Genomic DNA, 19148 nt, shown 5'->3' with positions numbered 1-19148 from the left:
TGCTAAAGGAGCTAGCCGATGCGTACTGTCTATGATCCCACCCTCAAGGCCACCCTGACCCTGGACGATGCCGGGGACATACGGGCGATTAACCACCTCGACCTCTACCCTGAAATGGAAAACCGCCGCGGCCGCGAAGCCGCGTCGGCGTACGTGCGTGAGTACGCCGACGCCTTCAAGATTGCGCCCGCGGCCCTGCGGGCGCTGGAGCAACCGGTGTCTTATCTCTACCCCCAGCAGCAAGGGGTGGAGTACCACTACGGTGAAGAAAAACCCGCGTTCGACGCGGCCACCTATGCCTATTGGCAAACCTACCTGAATACACCCGTCTGGGCGGCGGGGCTCACCGTGACCCTCAAACAGGCTCCGGCGCGCGCCGTTGCCTCGACCAATACCAGCGAGCAGGGTGTCGACGCCCAGTTGCCGACGCAAGAGACCCTCGAGCGCTACCGGCGCCTGTTCGCCACGGCGGAGAAACCGTCCAGCGGTCCTGTGCGACGCAAAGCAGCGTCCGATCCGCTCGAGGCGCGGGACGACAGCGACCTGCTGGGCGAAGTGCTCGGGCAAGCCCTGGAAGAGGGTGCCGAATTGCAGGAGCCTTCGCCACCGCAGTTAATACGCGGGCGTTTTTTCGTCTACCGCTACGACGCCGACCAGCGCAGTGGTGACTCCGATCACCCGGTGCCAGGCGCTCATACCCATGCCCATGCAGGCACTCCGGCGCAGGAGGAGCAGGGCGTGTGCGGCACGCCGCCCACGCTGCCACTGGCGCCGGTGCCAGACGCCCTCAAGGACGGGCGCTGGTACGTGGTTGCCGAACTGGTCTTTCGCCTGCCACTCGATGGCGCTCGCCTGAACTGGCGCGCCTTGGTCGAGGTTGAGAGCAACACCATCCTCTACCTGCGCGCGCTGGCCTCTGGGGTCAATGGCCTGGTCTATACCTATGATCCGATCACCAGTACCGGTACCGCGACCAACACTCCCGACCAGAGCAATGCCGTGCTTAATCCGCACCGCGACGATGTGCTGTTGCCCAATCTCAATGGGCCGGTTGCCGGCACTCAGGCCTTGCAGGGCAGTCGGGTCTCGCTGATGGACATCGAACCCCTGAGCCTGGCGCCGCCGACCCGGCCCAGCGGCAGCGATTTCGACTACGCAGTGCGCACCAACGAGTTCGCGGCGGTCAACGCGTATTTCCACAACGACCGCTTTTTCCAATTGGTGGAAAACCTGGGTTTCCCGCTGGCCAGTTATTTCAACGGCACGGCGTTTCCGGTGGAGGTCGATCATCGCGGCAAGGGCACGGTCGCCAATATGGGCAATACGGTCAATGCCCATTGCGTCGGCGATGGCGACGGTATCGACCATGCCTGTTATGCCCTGGCGGACCTGGGCGACACCGCCAACCCGGTGGGCATCGCCGCCGACTGGCGGGTGGTGCTGCATGAGCTGGGCGGCCACGGCATCCTGTATGAGCATGTGGGTGGCCCCAATTTCGGTTTTGCCCATAGCGCCGGCGACAGCTTTGCCATGATCCTCAACGATTTCGCCTCGGAGTGGCACAACGGTGCAGCGCTCGACCGCTTTTTCTTCCTGCCTTTTGTGCCCAGCATCGTGCGCCGCTCGGATCGCGCGGTCGCGGACGGCTGGGGCTGGGGTGGGGCCAACGATGTCGGCAGCTATTCCAGCGAACAGATCCTCTCGACCACCCTGTTTCGTGCCTACCGCTCGATCGGTGGCGATGCGACCAGCCTGACGCGCCGCGAGTTCGCCGCCCGCTTTATGAGTTACCTGATGCTGCGTGCGGTGGGCACGCTTACGCCCATGAGTAACCCCGCGTCGCCAGCGCAGTTCCTCGCCGCCCTGCTGGCCGCCGATGCGCTTAACTGGACATCCGAGGGGCACTTTGGCGGCGCCTACGGCAAGGTGTTGACCTGGGCGTTCGAGGAACAGAACCTCAATAACGGTGCCGCGCCCAGCGTCGACGTCTATATCGACGATGGCCGTGCCGGGGAATACCCCTACCTGGCGGTGCATTGGGCGACCACCACCATCTGGAACCGCCGCGAGCCCGACGGCTTGCCTGGTCATCAGGAGCCGGCACTGGAGGAGACCAACTACGCCTATGTGCGGATCAAGAATCGCGGCACCTCGGTGGCCAACAACGTGCAGGTCAAGGGCTTTCACTGCAAACCCTCGGCCGGCGTGTTGTGGCCCAGCGACCTGCAGGCCATGACCACGGCGCAGCTGGCTGCCGGCAGCCTGCAACCCAACAATGCCGAGGAGAAAATCGTCGGGCCTTTCGAATGGACGCCGGTGGTCAACACCTGGGGCCATGACTGCATGCTGATGATCGTTTCGGCGACCGGAGACCCGAGCAATGTCGACAATTTCACCCTGGGTGAAGTGGTTGCCGACTGGCGCCTGGTCCCCAACGACAACAATATCGGCCAGCGCAACGTCACCCTGGTGCCAGGGGGCGGTGGCGTGGGCGGCTTGATGGCCGGGCTGCACGGCAAGGGCTTCTGGGTCGGCAACCCCGATCGGGTCAGGGCCCTGGTGAAGGTGACGGTAGCCTTGCCGCCATTGCTGGCCAGCCGCGGCTGGAAAATCACGCTGGTCGACTTTCCTGAGGCCGGCGTGTGGCTCAAACCCCATGAGCAGCGCCTGGTGCGTTTCGAGGTCCATCCTGGCCAGGCTTTTACCCGCGAGCAGGTCGAGGCGACCACCGAGCGGGATATCCTGGTCACTGCCACGGCCAACGGGGCGATCATCGGCGGCATGGTCTACCGTCTGGATCCCGCGTTGAAATGCCCCTATAACGACCGGCCCAAAGGTGATCGTGGCCGGCGCTGCCGGGACAAGGCCAAGGACTTGCTGGAGTGCCTCGATCTTCCGGACGGCAAGATCAAGTGCGTGCGGGTGCGCAAGGTATCGATCGACGTGGAAATGGATGACAGCTGCGATTGCGACTGAGTGAGGCGTCGAAACGCCCGGTACCCCGGTACCGGGCTTTTTTTGAACGGCCAAGCCCAGGCGGACCTCGGCGCACCCAGGACCTGGGTTGGCCCCGGTTATACTGCCGCCGCGGGCCCAATGCTCCGCGTCATTTACCCCCTCTGCAAGGCCACCGAATGAACAACAACCTGGGACCCTTTTCCGTTGGCGGCCGGCTGCGCAGCCTGGGCCATGCCCTGGCCGGCCTGCGTCTGCTTATGGGCCAACAGAATGCGTGGATTCATGCCGTCGCGTCGCTGGCCGTCGTCGCGGCGGGCGCCGCTTTTCGGGTCAGCGCGCTCGAGTGGTGCCTGCTGATCCTGGCGATCATGGCGGTGTGGGTCGCCGAGGCGCTGAACACCGCCGTCGAACAGCTGTGCGACCTGGTGTCGCCGGAGTTTCATCCGCTGGTGAAAAAGGCCAAGGACGTCGCCGCCGCTGCGGTGCTGTGCAGCGCCCTGGGAGCCGTGGCGATAGGCCTGGTGGTGTTTTTGCCCTACGGGTTAGGCTGAAGTCCAAGCTCGCCGCCCATCGCACCCAGCAAAGGAGTTCCCATGCCGCTAAGCCCATCTCCCGAAGACGTCGTACAGTGCCAACTCGAGGCCTATAACGCCCGTGATCTGCAGGCCTGGGTGGCCACCTACGCCGACACGGCGCAGCAGTTCGAGTACCCCGGCCGTTTGTTGGCCAGTGGTCGGGCGCAGATCACCGAATGCGCCACCAGCCGATTTCAGGAGTCGAACCTGCATGCCCGGCTGCTGCAGCGGACCGTTATGGGGGCAATGGTGGTGGACCATGAGGAGGTCACCCGGACCTTTCCCGAAGGGCCGGGCTGGATCGAGTTGCTGGCCATCTACGAGGTCCGCGACGGGAAAATCCAGTCGGCGACCTTTGCTTTCGGTGAGCGGCGACTGGCGAGCATGGCCCCTTAGACGCGCGGCGCCCCTGGGCCGCCGCGGCACGCCGGCTCAGGCTGCAGCGAAGCGATCCTGCAGGTAGGCGATGATCACCTTGGATTCGTACATCCAGGTGGTCTGGCCGTTTTCCTCGATGCGCAGGCACGGCACCTTGATCGTGCCGCCCTGGGTCAACAGGGCCTGGCGATGCTCTTCGTTGTTCTTGGCATCGCGCAGGGCCACCGGGACATTCAATTGGCGCAGGTTGCGCCGGGTCTTGACGCAAAACGGACAGGCATGGAACTGATAGAGCGCCAGTCCGGCCGCGGCCTGGTCGACCTTGGCTTGTGCCTCGGGGCTGCGCTTCAGCGGCCGCGGACGGGTCAGGAAGTCGATAAAGATGATCAGTTGGCCCAAGCCAACGCGCAATGCCTTGATAAACACAGCTGCCTGCCTTTGCGGAAAAATTCGAGGGCGGCAGCTTACCCGAATTTCTCCTGGGCGACCGATCTTCCCGGCCAGCGGGAGCGGGCGCCCCGGCCCGGCCCGGGCGAGGCGGCCGCCACGATCAGTTGATCAGGCTGAGAAATTCGCTGCGGGTGGCGGCATTGTCGCGAAACTCGCCGAGCATCACCGAAGTGACCATGGAGGAGTTCTGCTTTTCCACGCCGCGCATCATCATGCACATATGCTGCGCTTCGATCACCACGGCCACGCCGAGGGCGCCGGTGACCTGCTGGATGGCCTCGGCGATCTGCCGGCTGAGGTTTTCCTGGATCTGCAGGCGACGGGCGAACATGTCGACGATCCGCGCCACCTTGGACAACCCCAGCACCTTGCCATTGGGGATATAAGCCACTTGCGCCTTGCCGATAAAGGGCAGCAAGTGGTGTTCGCAAAGCGAATACAGCTCGATGTCCTTGACCAGCACCATCTCGCTGGCGTCGGAGCTGAACAGGGCGCCGTTGGTGACGTCTTCGAGGCTTTGCTGATAACCGCGGCAGAGGTACTGCATGGCCTTGGCCGCGCGTTTGGGCGTGTCCAGCAGCCCTTCACGGGAGACGTCTTCGCCGAGCTGGCCGATGATGGCGCTGTAATTTTGTTCCAGGGACATGGATCTACCTGTGGGACCTTTTCAGTGAACGCAGACGCGCAGGGTAGGGCGCGGCCGTCGCGCTGGCAAGGGCAGGCGCGGTGCCGAACTCACGACTGTGGGTCGGCAGCCAGGTGCGTTTCCCATTGATCGGCCCATTCGGTCAGGGGCAAACAATGGCTGATCAGGGTCTGTCCCTGCGCACTGAGCTGGTAGCCCGCATCGGCAGTATCGCCCTTCGTGCCCGGTTTCGCGCCCAGCCAGGCGCCGGCACGGCCGGGCGAATAGTGTCAACAGGCCCTAAATCCGCTCAGTCGTCCCGGCCGTCCAGCATGGTGCGTTTGAGCATCACGTAGAGCGCACCGGTACCGCCGTGTTTGGCCAGGCAGGAGGTGAATCCCAGCACCTGCGGGTGCTGGCGCAACCATGTATTGACATGGCTTTTGAGCATGGGCCGCTTGCCGTCGGTGCGCACGGCCTTGCCATGGGTGATGCGCACGCAGCGCACCTCGAATTTGGCCGCTTCGGCGAAAAACTCCCACAGGGTATCGCGGGCCACCTCGACACTCATGCCGTGCAGGTCGAGGCTGCCGTCGAAACTGATCTGGCCCAGTTTGAGTTTTTTCATCTGGCCTTCCTGCACCCCGTCCCCGGCCCAATGCAACACGTCCTCGGGGCCGACATCGATGATGAACTGGTCCGACAGGCCGTCGACCTTGACCGCGTCCAGGGTCTGGCTCGCCGCCTGGCGCAGGGTGGCGTGCTGTTTACGATCGATCTTGGGCTTGCCGGTATCGGCCCGATCCTGCTGGATCGGCTTGACCCCACGCAGCTCGGCTTTGAACAGGGAAAAATCGTCGTCGTGCATACAGTGCCTCCGCTAGGGCAGTCATTGTACCCAAGGCGCCGCAAGCGGTAGCCGGCTGCTGTGGCATACCGCTTATTTTTTCAGCAGATGCGGTGCCAGGGACAGGTCATTGGACGGCTGCAGGCGGCGTCGACAACGGCGCCAGACACTCAGGCTGGCGATCAGCGCGACCAGGGCGAGCAGCAACTGGAGCACGGTGATGCCAACCCCGCCCTTTGCCAGCTCGGGCGCCAGGGGGTGGCCGGCCAGCGCGGCGAACGCGGCGATGGCCAGTGCGATACCGAACAGTCCGAGCAGCAGGGCCAGCGCCTTGCCGCAACGCCAGCGCCATTTGGCCGGCCCACGGGACCGGAGGCGGCGTGCATCGAAACCATTGGACTGTTTCATGCCAAATTCCTTGCAGGGTGAAGGCGGTATGACCGGTCCTCGGGGCCCGGGTTCCTGCCTGGGCGCATCAGGCGACCGACAGCGGGCCGACGCCCAACGGCGAGCATAGGCTTCAGGCCAGCGCCTGGGCGTTCGGCACCAGGGTGGCGAAGTTGTCGGCCAGGGCGATCATTTCGAGCCGGTGCACCAGCTCGGCGGCGACGCTTTCACCCCGACTGTCGGGCAGGTCCCGGGTGGCGCAGGCGGCATCCACCAAGGTACAGCGGTAGCCGAAATCCTTGGCGGCTCGCACGGTGCTGCTGACGCTGGAGTGGCTCATAAAGCCGCAGATGATCAGGTCAAGGTGCCCCAGTTGCTGCAATTGCTCATGCAGGTTGGTCCCGGCAAAGGCGTTGGGCAGGCGTTTTTCCACCACCGGCTCGCCGGGCAGCGGCGTGGCTTCCGGCAGGTGCTGGCCGCGCGGTCCCTGGGGGTCGAGCAGGCCCCCGGGGATGCCCAGGTGTTTGATATGCACCAGGGCCGAGCCGGCGGCGCGGGCCGCGGCCAGCAGGCTGGCGATTTCGGTCAGGGCGGCATCCAGGCCGGGCAGGCGCAGCACGCCGCTGCGATACTCTTCCTGGGCGTCTATGACCAGGAGCGTGGCATGGCCCAGGCTGGCGGCCGCATGGCCGCGGCCGGTGAGCTGGTACAGGGTTTGTGCATGGGACATCAGGAGGGTTCCTCGCGGGCCAGTACGGGCCCATTGTCCACGTGCGAGCCTGGGCTGTGAACCTTTTATCTCGATGTGCGGTTGATGGCTTGCGAGCGCATTGGCTGCGCGAGCAGAATCGGGCCACCTCGATCCGCCATCCCGGCGAGGTTGACGCATATGCAAAAGGAGTTGCCTATGTCCGTGCTTTCGGAGTTTCCCGCGCATTTCTGGTCGTTTTTTTTCCTGGCGGTGGGCCTCGCCCTGTTGGGCGGGCTGCCGCGCCGGCCGGCAAAACCCTCGGCCCTCTGGCCTCGACGGCGGGACAGGCGCTAACTGGGGCCGAATAAATCGACGGCGTCAGTCCGGGCTTGGGCTAAAATGCGCGCTTTTAGCCCGGAGATCCCGCCGTGACCGCTTCGTCTTCCCACCTGCGCAGCCTGCGCGACCACATCCGCTGGGCCGTCAGCCGATTCAATGGCGAAGCTGTGTTTTTCGGCCATGGCACCGATAACGCCTGGGATGAAGCGCGCCAGCTGGTGCTGGGCGCGGTACACCTGCCCTGGGACATCGCCGACGCCTACCTCGATTGCCGGCTGGAAGAGGACGAACGAGTCCACTTGCAAGGCCTGCTCCGGCGGCGCATCGAAGAGCGTGTGCCGACCGCCTACCTGCTGGGCGAGGGCTGGTTCTGCGGCCTGCCGTTTATCGTCGACGAGCGCGTGCTGGTGCCGCGTTCGCCGCTGGCCGAGCAGATCCAGCGCCGTTTCGACCCCTGGTTGGGCCAGGTGCCGGCCCGCATCCTCGACCTCTGTACGGGTTCCGGGTGCATCGGCATTGCCTGTGCCTACGAGTTTCCCGAGGCCGAGGTGGTCCTCGCCGACCTGTCCTTCGATGCCCTGGAGGTGGCGTACCAGAACATCCTGCGGCACGACCTGGAGGAACGGGTCTACACGGTGCAGGGCGACGGCTTCGACGGCCTGCCGGGTCAGCGGTTCGACCTGATCCTGTCCAATCCGCCCTATGTGGACGCCGAGGATTTCGCCGACATGCCGGCCGAGTACCAGCACGAGCCGGCGCTTGGACTGGCTTGTGGCGAGGACGGCCTGGATCTGGTGCGGCGCATGCTGGCCGAGGCCGCTGATCACCTGACCGAGCAGGGTCTGTTGATCGTCGAGGTGGGCAACAGCCAGGTCCACGTCGAGGCGCTGTACCCGGAGGTGGACTTCACCTGGCTGGAGTTCGAGCAGGGCGGGCACGGGGTGTTCCTGCTGGCGGCGGCGCAATGCCGGGAACACCAGGCGCTGTTCCGCTCGCGGCTCGAGGCCTGAGTGCCAATCAGCGGGTGGCGATCCAGATCAACAGCCCGGCCTGGAACACGCTGAACGCCACCAGGCAGGCGATGGTAAAGCGCAAGGTGCTGTCCTCGCGCTGAAACGCCTCCATGCGCTGGTCGAGCTTGCGCAGCTTGACGTCCTGTTCGCGCAGGTTCTGGTCGGCCTGCTGCAGCATCGCCGCGGCGTCCAGCAATTCCACCAGTTGGACCTTTTCCCCGTGCCAGTCGCCGTGCAGGGCGCTGGCCCGTGGTGCGCTGTAGCTGGCCTTGATCATCAGGGGGTCGAGGTACTCGACGCTGAAACCCTGGGCGTTGAGCATGCGGTCGCGGCGCAGGCGCGCCTCGTCGTTGGGCACGTCCTTGATCGACAGCGCACCGCCCTCGACCTGGTAATTGGCGTATTTCTGCTGGGCCCAGGCGATGCCCTGGGCCAGCAGGAAACGCCCCAGGCCACGATTGAGCGGCTCGATATGCAGCCCGGCATCGGGGCCGAAGCGCAGCTCCTGGTTGCGATGATCGGCCCAGACCTCCAGCACGTTCTGTTCCTTGCGCACCCGTTGGCCCGGCAACTGCAGGGTCAGGCGCAGCAAGCTTTGCTCGCGGCTATGGCGCTCGAGGCGACCCAGTTGGACGAATCGAAGCGGTCGGGCACCGGTGCCGCGATCGGTGGGCAGCGGCGCCAGGCGCAGCAGGCGAAAGTGTTCCGGTCCCAGCTCGGCCCAGGGGTGCGAGGGCGGTGCCGGCGGTTCGACCACGGCGGGTGCAGCATCGGTTTCGGCCATCGAACGTTATCCTCCAGGCTATGCCGAGTCTATCGGCCATCCGCCATGCAACTGGAGGATAACCTCAGGGCCGCTGTTGGATAAAGCGGATGATCTGCTCGCTGAGCAACCGCGCCAGGGGCAGGCTGGGGTCATTGTAGGACGCCAGCTGCCGTGCCTTGTCCGCCGGCGCGATGCGCAGCATATGGTTCATGCCGTCCACCAGCACCAGCTGACTGTCGGGTTTGGCCGCCTTGAGCGCCTCGGCGTCCGCCACGCCGATCTGCATGTCGTTGCGGCCCTGCAGGATCAGGGTCGGGATGCGCAGGTGGGCGAAGGCCGCTACCGGATCCTGGCGAAACAGTGAAATCAGGTAAGGCTGCACGCTGGGGCGTAGCAGCACCTGCAGGGCATCGGGCACCACCGGTTGCCGCTCGCCGGCCTTGAGCCGGTCGATCACCAGCAGGGCATAGGCGTACAGCGGTGCGGGCAGGCGACCTTCGAGCTGTTCGCGCAAGACCTGGTCGATCGGTCGCGCGCTGCCGGCAATCGCGACCAGCGCCTGGGCGCCGGCTGGTTCCGCGGCCAGGCTGGCGACCAGTGCGCCTTCGCTGTGGCCGATCAGGGTCAGTTGCGCGAAGCGTGGATCGGCGCGCAGCAGTTGCCCCCAGGCCGCCGCGTCGGCGACATAGGCCTCGAGGCTGAGGTCCTCCTCGCGGGGGGCCGCGGCCAGGCTCCTGGCCACCCCCCGTTTGTCATAGCGCAAGCTGGCGATCCCGTGTTTGGCCAGCACCTGGGCCAGGCGCTTGAGGCTGTCGTTATGGCCGCCATTGGGGTTGTTGCCGTCGCGGTCGGTGGGACCGGAACCGGCGATCAGCAACGCCACGGGCACGGGTGTCGGACTTTGCGGCAGTAACAGGGTGCCGTGCAGCACACCGCTGCCGGTGTCCAGTTCGAGTGGACGTTGCAGGATGGTGTGTGGGGCGGCTTGGGCCAAACCGGTGAGCAGGGGCAGGATCAACAGGAACACTCGCAACATGGGGGCACTACTGTGGGGGACATCGAACTTGGACGCCCGCGGCGGCACAAGGTTCGTGGGTGAACTGCGCGGGCGCCGCGAGTATACTGGGCGATCCTGTTTCTGGCCGATTTACGCGGAGCGTCCTGCATGTCCGGCAATACCTACGGCAAGCTGTTCACCGTCACCACCGCCGGCGAAAGCCATGGCCCGGCCCTGGTGGCCATTATCGACGGCTGCCCGCCGGGCCTGGAACTGTCCCTGGAGGACCTGCAGCGCGACCTCGACCGGCGCAAGCCGGGCACCAGCCGGCACACCACCCAGCGCCAGGAAGACGATGTGGTGGAAATTCTCTCCGGGGTGTTCGAGGGTCGCACCACCGGCTGTGCCATCGGTCTGCTGATCCGCAACACCGACCAGAAATCCAAGGACTACTCGGCGATCAAGGACCTGTTTCGTCCGGCCCATGCCGACTACAGCTACCAGCACAAGTACGGCCTGCGCGACTACCGTGGTGGCGGCCGCAGCTCGGCGCGGGAAACCGCCATGCGCGTGGCGGCCGGTGCGATCGCCAAGAAGTACCTGGCGACCCGCGGTATCAGCGTGCGCGGTTACATGAGCCAGCTGGGCCCCATCGAGATCCCGTTCAAGAGCTGGGAAAGCGTCGAGCAGAATGCCTTCTTCAGTCCCGATCCGGACAAGGTGCCGGAGCTCGAGGCCTATATGGACCAGCTGCGGCGCGACCAGGATTCGGTCGGCGCGAAGATCACCGTGATTGCCGAAGGGGTGATGCCGGGGCTGGGCGAGCCGATCTTCGACCGCCTGGACGCCGAGCTGGCCCATGCGCTGATGAGCATCAATGCGGTCAAGGGCGTGGAAATCGGCGCGGGCTTTGCCTGCGTGGCCCAGCGCGGCACCGAACACCGCGACGAATTGACCCCCGAAGGTTTTCTTTCCAACAATGCCGGTGGCATCCTCGGCGGCATCTCCTCGGGCCAGCCGATCATCGCCCACCTGGCGCTCAAGCCGACTTCCAGCATCACCACCCCGGGGCGCTCGATCGACATCGACGGCAATGCCGTCGAGCTGATCACCAAGGGCCGCCACGACCCCTGCGTCGGCATCCGCGCCACCCCGATCGCCGAGGCGATGATGGCCATCGTGCTGATGGACCACCTGCTGCGCCATCGCGGGCAGAACGCCGATGTGCGCGTGAGCACGCCGGTGCTGGGCCAGCTGTGAACCGGTGCCCGTGGCGGGGAGCAGCCGTGCGCCGATGACGTCCTCCGTTCCCTATTGGCGCCTGTCCGGCTTTTACCTGTTCTACTTTGCCCTGCTCGGCGCCACGGCGCCGTTTCTGGGCCTGTACTTTCACCACCTGGGTTTTTCCAGCGCACGCATAGGCGAGCTGGTGGCCATTCCCATGCTGATGCGCTGCCTGGCGCCGAATATCTGGGGTTGGCTGGGCGACCGCAGTGGGCGGCGCCTGACCATAGTGCGCCTGGGCGCGGTCGGCACCCTGCTGGGTTTCGCCGGCATTTTCCTCGGCAAGGGCTACGCTTGGCTGGCGCTGGTGATGGCCCTGCATGCGTTTTTCTGGCACGCGATATTGCCGCAGTTCGAGGTCATTACCCTGGCTCACCTGCGCGAGCGCGCGGCGCGCTACAGCGAGATCCGCCTGTGGGGCAGCATCGGCTTTATCCTTACCGTGGTGGGCCTGGGACAGCTGTTCGAGCGCTTCAGCCTGGACGCCTACCCCTGGGCACTGATCCTGATCATGGCGGGCATCGTTCTGAGCAGTTGCTGGGTGCCCAATGCCGCACCCGCGCCGCGCCAGGAGGCGCTGCAGGAAAGCGGTTTCCTGCAGCAGCTGCAGCGTCCCGGGGTGCTGGCCTTCTACCTGAGCGTCGGCCTGATGCAGTTGAGCAACGGGCCCTATTACACCTTTCTGACCTTGCACCTGGAGGCCCTGGGTTATACCCGGGGCATGATCGGCATGCTCTGGGCCCTGGGCGTCGGGGCGGAAATCCTGTTGTTTTTACTGATGGCGCGGCTGCTGGGGCGTTTCTCCCTGCGTCAGGTGCTGCTGGCGAGTTTCCTGATCACCGCCGTGCGCTGGCTGCTGCTGGGTAACCTGGCCGGTCACCTGGTCGTGCTGCTGCTGGCCCAGCTGATGCACGCCGCCACCTTCGGTGCCTTTCATGCCGCCGCCATTCATTTTATCCAGCGCAGTTTTGGCCCGGGCCAACAGGGCCAGGGCCAGGCGCTGTACGTCAGCCTGTCGGGCGTCGGCGGCGCCCTGGGCGCGTTGTACGCAGGCTACTGCTGGAACAGCCTGGGCCCGGCCTGGACCTTTGCCATCGCCAGCCTGGCGGTATTGCTGGCGGCCCTGAGCATCGCCCTGGGTTTTAAAGACACCGCATTCGAGAGGCTCAAGAGATGAACCCTTCCCGCGAACAACTGAGCCAGGCCCTGATCGAGGCCGGACGCTTTCTCCATGGCCGCGGCTGGTCGCCGGCCACCAGCAGCAACTACTCGGCGCGCCTGTCTGCCAGCGAGGTGCTGTTGACCGTCTCGGGCAAGCACAAGGGGCAACTGGGGGCGGACGACCTGTTGGTCACCGACCTGGATGGTGTCAGCCTGGAGCCGGGCAAGAAGCCTTCGGCCGAGACCTTGCTGCACACCCAGCTGTACCGCTGGCGCGCGGACCTGGGCGCGGTGCTGCACACCCACTCGGTGAATGCCACGGTGCTGTCGCGGCTGACGGCGGCCGATCGCCTGGTGTTCGAGGACTACGAACTGCAAAAGGCCTTCGCTGGCGTGACCAGCCACCGGTCCCAGGTGGTGGTACCGATCTTCGACAACGACCAGGACATCGCACGTCTGGCCGGCCGGGTCCAGCCCTGGCTGGAGGCCCACCCGGACTGTGTTGGTTACCTGATTCGCGGCCACGGCCTCTACACCTGGGGCGCGCAGATGAGCGATGCGCTGCGCCAGATTGAGGCCTTCGAATTCCTCTTCGAATGCGAGCTCAAGGTGCGCGCGCTGCAGCGGCCTTGATGCAGCGCGCGGCGCGTTCTAGGGTGCGCCATGGACATCGCCCTTACTCACTTAGCCCGACAGGAACATTGTTATGAGCAGCCTGAGCGTTTACCACGAGTCGTCTCCCGACCTGCCGAACAAGGTGCTGACGCATCTGGAAGACATTGCCAGCACCCTGGCCGAGGTCGGCGTGCGTTTCGAGCGCTGGCAGGCCAATGCCCCCATCGTGCCCGGTGCCAGCCAGGAGCAGGTGATCGCCGCGTACCGCGAGCAGATCGAGCGGCTGCAGGCCGAGCGGGGCTACGTCACGGTGGACGTGGTCAGCCTGACGGCCGACCACCCGCAGAAGGCCGAACTGCGCGCCAAGTTCCTCGACGAGCACCGGCATGGCGAAGACGAGGTGCGTTTTTTCGTCGCCGGACGCGGGCTGTTCACCCTGCATATCGAAGAGTATGTGTACGCGGTACTGTGCGAAAAAAACGACCTGATCTCGGTGCCCGCCGGTACCCGGCACTGGTTCGACATGGGCGAGCGGCCGCATTTCGTCGCCATCCGCCTGTTCAATAACCCCGATGGCTGGGTCGCCCAGTTCACCGGGGAAAAGATTGCCGAGGCCTTTCCTCGCCTGGACGACTGAGTCCGGTTTTAACCTGAGCTACGGAGCGACCCATGTCGATCAAGGCCATTCTTACCGATATCGAGGGCACCACCAGCGCGGTGAGTTTCGTCTTCGACGTGCTGTTTCCCTATGCCGCCCGGCACCTGCCGGATTACCTGCGCACCCATGCCGGGGAGCCGGACGTGGCGGCTCAGTTGGAGGCGGTGCGCGCCGAGAGCGCTGAAGCCCAGGCCGAGTTGCCGCGGCTGATCGAAATCCTTCAGGGCTGGATGGCCGAAGACCGCAAGGCCACGCCGCTCAAGGCGCTGCAGGGCATGATCTGGGCCGAGGGTTATGCTGCCGGCCAGCTCAAAGGGCATGTCTACCCGGATGCGGTGCAGGCCCTGCAGGCCTGGAAGCGCGCGGGTTATGCCCTGTATGTCTATTCCTCTGGCTCGATCCAGGCCCAGCAGCTGATCTTCGGCTGCTCCGAAGCCGGCGACCTGAGGCCGCTGTTCAGCGGTTATTTCGACACCGGCAGTGGCCCCAAGCGCGACCCCGCGTCCTATGCCCGTATCGCCCAGTCGATTGGCTACCCGGCCAATGAAATCCTGTTTCTCTCCGACATCGTCGAAGAGCTGGACGCCGCCCGCCAGGCGGGCATGCAGACCCGCGGTGTGGCCCGCGAGGGGGGCGAGTTGCCCGGCCATGTGACCCTGGACAGCTTTGCCGGGATCGATCCGGCGTCGCTCTGAACATTTACCGAACCGGAACCGGGGGTTGATCGTCTATCCTAGGGCTGCGCGCAGTTCCGCGTGCAGTTCATCGGCCGCCTCGAACCAGAGCCTGCCCCGTAAACAGGAGCCTTACCATGTCGTATTTGTTGGGTCTGATCATTTTGGCCCTGGATATCTGGGCCATTCTCAACGTGATCAAGAGCAATGCAGAAACCGTGATGAAGATCGTCTGGATCCTGCTGATCCTGATACTGCCTGTGCTGGGCCTGATTATCTGGGCGGTCGCCGGTCCCCGCGGTGACGTTCGGCTGTAGGGCCGAAAGCCGGAGTGAACCGCCACGATAGGCCCTGTTGACCTGTTGACCTGTTGACCTGTTGACCTGTCGCCTGTCGGCCGCTGCTCAACGGCAGGTCGCCATGACGGTCGCTCCTGGCCCATGCAGCCGCCCGTGCTACCTTGGGCAGCGGCGGGCGACACCGTTCACCGCCGTTGGGCCGCTGTTCCCATTCCCTCTGCACCCATCGCGCCGTTCAGGCACGCCAGGCGGCCCAGGGCATACCTTACTTGTCAGTCCCGCTATCCGTGTCGGTTCCCGCGTTCTGCTCAAGGGGCGGGGTGTTCGGGCGAAACACCGGTTTGCCCATACGGGGTGGCATCAGCAGCTCTGGCACCGGTGCTGGCGGTTCGGTTGTAGTCTCGAGGGGCGGTGTTGGCGCCTCGGAAACCCCGTTGACCTCCATCGGTGGTGGCGGGGCGCCCATCATCAGCACCGGAGCCGGCGCAGTTTCCTGTGTCACAGGCGCGGCGCTGGTATCGGCTGGCGCTTCGCTGGCGTGACCGGCGGCGACGGAAAAGGCCAGCACCGCCGCGCTGGCCATGGCCGGTAGCCCGCGCCACGACGGGCGCGCCGCAGGTCGCTGAGCGCCACCGCAGTCGCTGGTCATAAGGGTGCCGTCATGGCGCCGGTAAAACCGTACGCAGAGGTCGCCGTTGGCGTTGTCCGCCAGCAGTGCGGCCGCCTCGGCTTCAGCCATGGCGGAGAGATTGAATACATTCTTGTGGCACTCACCGCAGTGGCGCACCCGATCGTCGCCCCTCATCTGCTCCCATGAGGCCGTGCAGGGGATGGCGATATCGAGTTGCTGCAGCGCAATTCGGCGGGTGGGGTGGTCAGCTGGGGTCATGGTGATATCCCTGGATGTGCGCCACTGCGGCAGTTGCAGCGAAAGCGAGCTTGGTTACCAGATCAGACGAACCCTGGGCGATATTGGGGTTAACCATGATAAAAATATTGAAATCAACCCGGATTTGGCTGATTAAAACCAGGTGAGCCCCGGTGGAACTCAGTGCATTTTTTCGCCATTTAGACCCGAGCAGGTTGATACTGACGTTGCGCTTTGTATTGCTTTGTTAAGGGATGCAATGATTGGGTATCTGATTGTCTGATGGCTCCCTGCCCTCGAGTGCAAAAATATTTATCGTGTTATTTGCATGTTTGGGTCGGTGTCTGGACAGGGCTTGACGAGGTGTATCGATGTTCGCATGGTTGGGTGGCGTTATACTATATTTTAATTATTTTATCGGACGTCGCTTTAATTAGTAAACGCACTAATTGTTGGCTTGTTCAGGTGTCGGGCATTGCCTATCCTGCTTCTTGCATCGTGGTAAAGGTTTCACCGGTTAGACGTCGGCTATTCAATTCATTTGTGCCGTTTCTGCTGTTTCGGTATATGGCCCGAACAGTAGTGGCCGGTGTCGAACCGCTTAGAGTCGTTGGATGAGTGTTTGCGGTGACGGTTTGCTGCGGCCGGCGTGCGTTTCGTTGTGGTGGTGTGCGGGCGCGGCTGCAGGTGGGTGTGAGCAGGGAGTGACCGAGCAATGATGGCCAAGTTGACGATTGATTTGCAGGAAGGTTTCGCCGAGGAAACGGTGCACATCAGAATCGCCGGACGGCAGGTCTATCAGCAGGAGCAGCTGTCGACACGCAATCAAATCGGCCTGGCTGCTTCGTTCAGCATACAGGTGGAGGAGGGGCCACTAAGCCTGGATGTGCTATTTCCCGCTCGCGGCGACAAGGTCGAAGTCATTAACTTAATCATTCAGGGTGACACTTATCTGGGTATTTCATTGAGTGCGACGGGAGCGCTTGAGTACAAAGCCTCCGGTGCGCCTTTTATGTATGCCTGATATCACTCGAAGCGCGATGCGTTTCCATCCGCCTGTGCAGGAGATATCAGCATGCAACATTCCAATTCAAATCAGGTCGGGCAAGAGGCACGGCATGTCGGCGAGTCTGAGGCCGCCATGTCCGGTGCCATACCTTGGCCGGTATCGGCTATTTCGGTTAGTGGTGTTTATAAACTGAGCGATGACCAAAAAGTACCATTCGTACCGCTTGTCGAACCCAGTGTTCAGAGTGCGCAAAATCATGACCCGGAACAGGAGTACACCGAACCTGACCTCTATGACGCGGGCACCGAGGCGATATTCGCTGGCATTCAGACGGAGGAGGAGTTGCGTCTGGATGTCGACGGCCCTTACCCGCAAATGACCGCCAGCGGCACCATCACCCGAGCCCTGTTTGGCCATACCCACTGGATCGCCAAGTTGAAACGCAGCGGTCGCTTCAGTTGGAGTGGGCATATCTGGTTCAAGGAAGGCGATCAGGCGTCCTTGCCGCAGACCAATGTGCAGATCACTGTCTCGAGCAGTTTGCACAACCATCAGCGACGCATCACCGCCAAGTTCACCGGGGGGGGCGCACCCGCGCGTATCCGTGCCTTCCGTTTCTTTTCCGCTTACTACCAGGCGGTGGAGTTCGAGTTCGATCGCGAGCAGGGCATCACAGCGGTCAGCGCCATCGATACCGATGCGCATCCGAACCGTCCTGCCTCGATACCGATCGAAAGCCTGTCCATAGATACCGTATTCCGCCGCGCCGGGTTCAACACCACGCGGTTGGCCGGCAACGACATACTGCCGGGCGAAGCAGGGGGCAACAGCACCTGGAGCGACATGGAGATGCACAATGCCATGCAGGCCCACTGGTCGCGTTTTACCGACAAACCGCAGTGGAGCCTGTGGACCTTCTTCGCCAATCAGCACGATGCGGGCAGCAGCCTTGGCGGGATCATGTTCGACGACATTGGGCCCAATCACCGCCAGGGTACGGCACTGTTCTACAACTCCTTTATCTCCCAGGCGCCAGCGGCCGATGCCGCGCCGGGGGCCTGGGTCAATCGGATGCGGTTCTGGACCGCAGTGCATGAAATGGGCCACGCCTTCAATTTGGCGCACTCCTGGCAAAAGGCTCTGGTCTTTAACGGCAAGGGCCCCTGGGTGCCGCTGCCCAACGAGCCGGAAGCGCGTAGTTTCATGAACTATCCCTACTCGGTGGCCGGTGGCCAAACGGCGTTTTTCGCGAACTTCGAGTTCCGTTTCAGCGACAGCGAGCTGCTGTTCCTGCGCCACGCGCCACGGCAGTTCGTGCAGATGGGCAATGCCGACTGGTTCGACCATCATGGCTTCCAGCAGGCCAGGGTCTCGGCCGAGCCCTCCCTGCGGCTGGAAATCCGCGTCAACCGTGAACTGCCGCGTTTCGAGTTCCTCGAGCCGGTGATGCTGGAGATGAAACTCACCAACGTGACCGAGCAACCCATGTTGCTGCCTGACGACCTGCTCAGCGACACCGAGGCAATGACCATCATCATCAAGCGCCAGGGCCACGTCGCCCGGGAACGCCTGTCCTATGCGCACTACTGCCGTAAGCCGGGCCAGGCCGTATTGCGCAGCGGCGAGTCGCTTTACCAGTCGTTGTTCGTGGCGGCGGGTCGCGGCGGTTGGCAAATCGCCGAGCCGGGCGACTACCTGGTGCAGATGTGCTTGCACCGCAACGATCAGGACATCGTCTCCAATGCCCTGACGGTACGGGTTCAACCGCCGCAAAGTCGTAGGGAAGAGTTCCTCGCCCAGGACTTTTTCGAGGATGACGTGGGGCGGGTGTTGACCTTCGACGGCGGCAACTACAGCCGTCAGGTCAACCATACCTTGCGTGAGGTTATCGACCAATTGCCGAATCGGCGGGTGAGCGATCACGCCAAGATCGCCTTGTCGATGCCCAAGCTGTTTGACGTCAAGTCCCTGGAGTTCAGCGAGGACGGCTGCTATATCAGCGTGCAGCAAGCAGACCGGGAAAGTGCCCGGGACGAACTCGCGCAATTGCTGGGTGATCAGGGCAGCAGCACCGCAGAAACCTTGGGGCATATCGACTATGCCCAGTATGTCGGTAGATTCTGCGACGCGCTGGGTACCGAGGGCGACCAGAGGGCCGTGGCGCAGGTGAAGGATACGCTCAGGCAGGCGGCCGAGGTGTTGTCGGCGCGCCATGTGATCCGCAGTGTTACCCAGCACTTCGAGGAACGCCGGGCGCAGCTGGATAAAAAAGGCGGCAAGGGTCGGGCGGCGTGACCCCGCCGGGTTTTCCGGCCGGGAAAGGTTCGATCAGGACAGGTCCCGGTCTGGAGAGCCCCGGTTGGGGGCGATCCGGTCGGGTAGATCCAGTCGGGTAGATCCGGTTGGGATATCCCTCTCGAAAACGGCTGGCTGGCTGCGGCGGGCCTGCCGTATTTCCCGCCAGTTGGGCGCGCGTGCTGGCGGCCCAATACCGTCGCGAGGTTCGACCTGCCCGGGCGCGCCACGTAGAATGCCTGCCATTCTTCAGGGGCGG

At 64.0% G+C, this 19148-nt stretch carries 20 protein-coding genes; 12 read left to right on the top strand and 8 right to left on the bottom strand.

Features of this window, described 5'->3' with window-relative positions; genetic code table 11:
• Positions 1-18: 18 nt before the first annotated feature.
• The 3 genes from ABWY06_RS08915 to ABWY06_RS08905 all read left to right on the top strand — a co-directional run bounded on the left by ABWY06_RS08915 (position 19) and on the right by ABWY06_RS08905 (position 3929).
• Entirely contained in the window at positions 19-2976 is a 2958-nt protein-coding gene (locus ABWY06_RS08915) for a hypothetical protein (RefSeq protein WP_353925214.1), read from the top strand.
• 158 nt (positions 2977-3134) lie between these two features.
• Entirely contained in the window at positions 3135-3509 is a 375-nt protein-coding gene (locus ABWY06_RS08910; RefSeq protein ID WP_353925213.1) for a diacylglycerol kinase family protein, read from the top strand.
• Between the two features lie 42 nt (positions 3510-3551).
• Positions 3552-3929: a nuclear transport factor 2 family protein gene (locus tag ABWY06_RS08905; protein ID WP_353925212.1), complete on the top strand. Its 378-nt coding sequence runs from the start codon at positions 3552-3554 to the stop codon at positions 3927-3929.
• A gap of 36 nt (positions 3930-3965) precedes the next feature.
• On the opposite strand, the gene ABWY06_RS08900 is transcribed toward ABWY06_RS08905, so the two are convergent.
• The 5 genes from ABWY06_RS08900 to ABWY06_RS08880 form a co-directional block, all read right to left on the bottom strand.
• On the bottom strand, positions 3966-4337 hold the full coding sequence (locus ABWY06_RS08900; RefSeq protein ID WP_353925211.1) for a glutathione S-transferase N-terminal domain-containing protein: 372 nt from the start codon (positions 4335-4337) through the stop codon (positions 3966-3968).
• Positions 4338-4461: 124 nt separating this feature from the next.
• Complete coding sequence (gene folE, locus ABWY06_RS08895; protein WP_353925210.1) at positions 4462-5007, bottom strand: GTP cyclohydrolase I FolE; 546 nt, start codon at positions 5005-5007, stop codon at positions 4462-4464.
• Positions 5008-5296: 289 nt separating this feature from the next.
• Positions 5297-5854, bottom strand: a complete 558-nt coding sequence (locus ABWY06_RS08890; protein ID WP_353925209.1) for a Smr/MutS family protein — start codon at positions 5852-5854, stop codon at positions 5297-5299.
• 72 nt (positions 5855-5926) lie between these two features.
• Complete coding sequence (locus ABWY06_RS08885) at positions 5927-6241, bottom strand: hypothetical protein (RefSeq protein WP_353925208.1); 315 nt, start codon at positions 6239-6241, stop codon at positions 5927-5929.
• A 112-nt stretch (positions 6242-6353) separates the two neighbouring features.
• Complete coding sequence (locus ABWY06_RS08880; protein ID WP_353925207.1) at positions 6354-6950, bottom strand: cysteine hydrolase family protein; 597 nt, start codon at positions 6948-6950, stop codon at positions 6354-6356.
• A 389-nt stretch (positions 6951-7339) separates the two neighbouring features.
• On the opposite strand from ABWY06_RS08880, the gene prmB reads away from it, so the two are divergent.
• Positions 7340-8260 carry a 50S ribosomal protein L3 N(5)-glutamine methyltransferase gene (gene prmB, locus ABWY06_RS08875; RefSeq protein WP_353925206.1) on the top strand — a complete coding sequence of 307 codons (921 nt, stop codon included), beginning with the start codon at positions 7340-7342 and terminating at the stop codon, positions 8258-8260.
• 7 nt (positions 8261-8267) lie between these two features.
• Here prmB and ABWY06_RS08870 read toward each other — a convergent pair whose 3' ends face one another.
• The gene (locus ABWY06_RS08870; RefSeq protein WP_353925205.1) at positions 8268-9047 is read right to left on the bottom strand and encodes a hypothetical protein; all 780 of its coding nucleotides are present in this window, start codon (positions 9045-9047) and stop codon (positions 8268-8270) included.
• 64 nt (positions 9048-9111) lie between these two features.
• Positions 9112-10065 (bottom strand): alpha/beta hydrolase, encoded by a 954-nt coding sequence (locus ABWY06_RS08865; RefSeq protein ID WP_353925204.1) that lies wholly within the window; start codon positions 10063-10065, stop codon positions 9112-9114.
• A gap of 129 nt (positions 10066-10194) precedes the next feature.
• On the opposite strand from ABWY06_RS08865, the gene aroC reads away from it, so the two are divergent.
• The 6 genes from aroC (at position 10195) to ABWY06_RS08835 (ending at position 14735) form a co-directional block, all read left to right on the top strand.
• Positions 10195-11286, top strand: coding sequence for a chorismate synthase (gene aroC, locus ABWY06_RS08860; RefSeq protein WP_353925203.1), 1092 nt, complete (start codon positions 10195-10197; stop codon positions 11284-11286).
• 34 nt (positions 11287-11320) lie between these two features.
• Positions 11321-12487: an MFS transporter gene (locus ABWY06_RS08855; RefSeq protein WP_353925202.1), complete on the top strand. Its 1167-nt coding sequence runs from the start codon at positions 11321-11323 to the stop codon at positions 12485-12487.
• A complete protein-coding gene (locus ABWY06_RS08850; RefSeq protein ID WP_353925201.1) occupies positions 12484-13104 on the top strand; it encodes a methylthioribulose 1-phosphate dehydratase in 621 nt (206 codons plus the stop codon). The genes ABWY06_RS08855 and ABWY06_RS08850 overlap by 4 nt, the downstream gene beginning before the upstream one ends.
• A gap of 73 nt (positions 13105-13177) precedes the next feature.
• Positions 13178-13723, top strand: coding sequence for a 1,2-dihydroxy-3-keto-5-methylthiopentene dioxygenase (locus tag ABWY06_RS08845; protein ID WP_353925200.1), 546 nt, complete (start codon positions 13178-13180; stop codon positions 13721-13723).
• Positions 13724-13755: 32 nt separating this feature from the next.
• On the top strand, positions 13756-14439 hold the full coding sequence (gene mtnC, locus ABWY06_RS08840) for an acireductone synthase (RefSeq protein ID WP_353925199.1): 684 nt from the start codon (positions 13756-13758) through the stop codon (positions 14437-14439).
• A 116-nt stretch (positions 14440-14555) separates the two neighbouring features.
• Positions 14556-14735: a PLDc N-terminal domain-containing protein gene (locus ABWY06_RS08835; RefSeq protein WP_353925198.1), complete on the top strand. Its 180-nt coding sequence runs from the start codon at positions 14556-14558 to the stop codon at positions 14733-14735.
• A gap of 247 nt (positions 14736-14982) precedes the next feature.
• Here the strand turns inward: ABWY06_RS08835 and ABWY06_RS08830 are convergent, their stop codons facing one another.
• Positions 14983-15606, bottom strand: a complete 624-nt coding sequence (locus tag ABWY06_RS08830; protein WP_353925197.1) for a hypothetical protein — start codon at positions 15604-15606, stop codon at positions 14983-14985.
• 694 nt (positions 15607-16300) lie between these two features.
• Between ABWY06_RS08830 and ABWY06_RS08825 the strand changes: the two genes are divergently transcribed.
• Together ABWY06_RS08825 and ABWY06_RS08820 are read left to right on the top strand one after the other, a co-directional pair.
• Positions 16301-16609, top strand: a complete 309-nt coding sequence (locus tag ABWY06_RS08825) for a hypothetical protein (protein WP_353925196.1) — start codon at positions 16301-16303, stop codon at positions 16607-16609.
• Between the two features lie 51 nt (positions 16610-16660).
• Entirely contained in the window at positions 16661-18889 is a 2229-nt protein-coding gene (locus tag ABWY06_RS08820; RefSeq protein ID WP_353925195.1) for a hypothetical protein, read from the top strand.
• The last annotated feature ends 259 nt before the right edge of the window (positions 18890-19148 follow it).

Source organism: Pseudomonas sp., assembly GCF_040514055.1.
GTDB lineage: Bacteria > Pseudomonadota > Gammaproteobacteria > Pseudomonadales > Pseudomonadaceae > Aquipseudomonas.
This window is presented reverse-complemented; position numbering and strand designations above follow the sequence as displayed.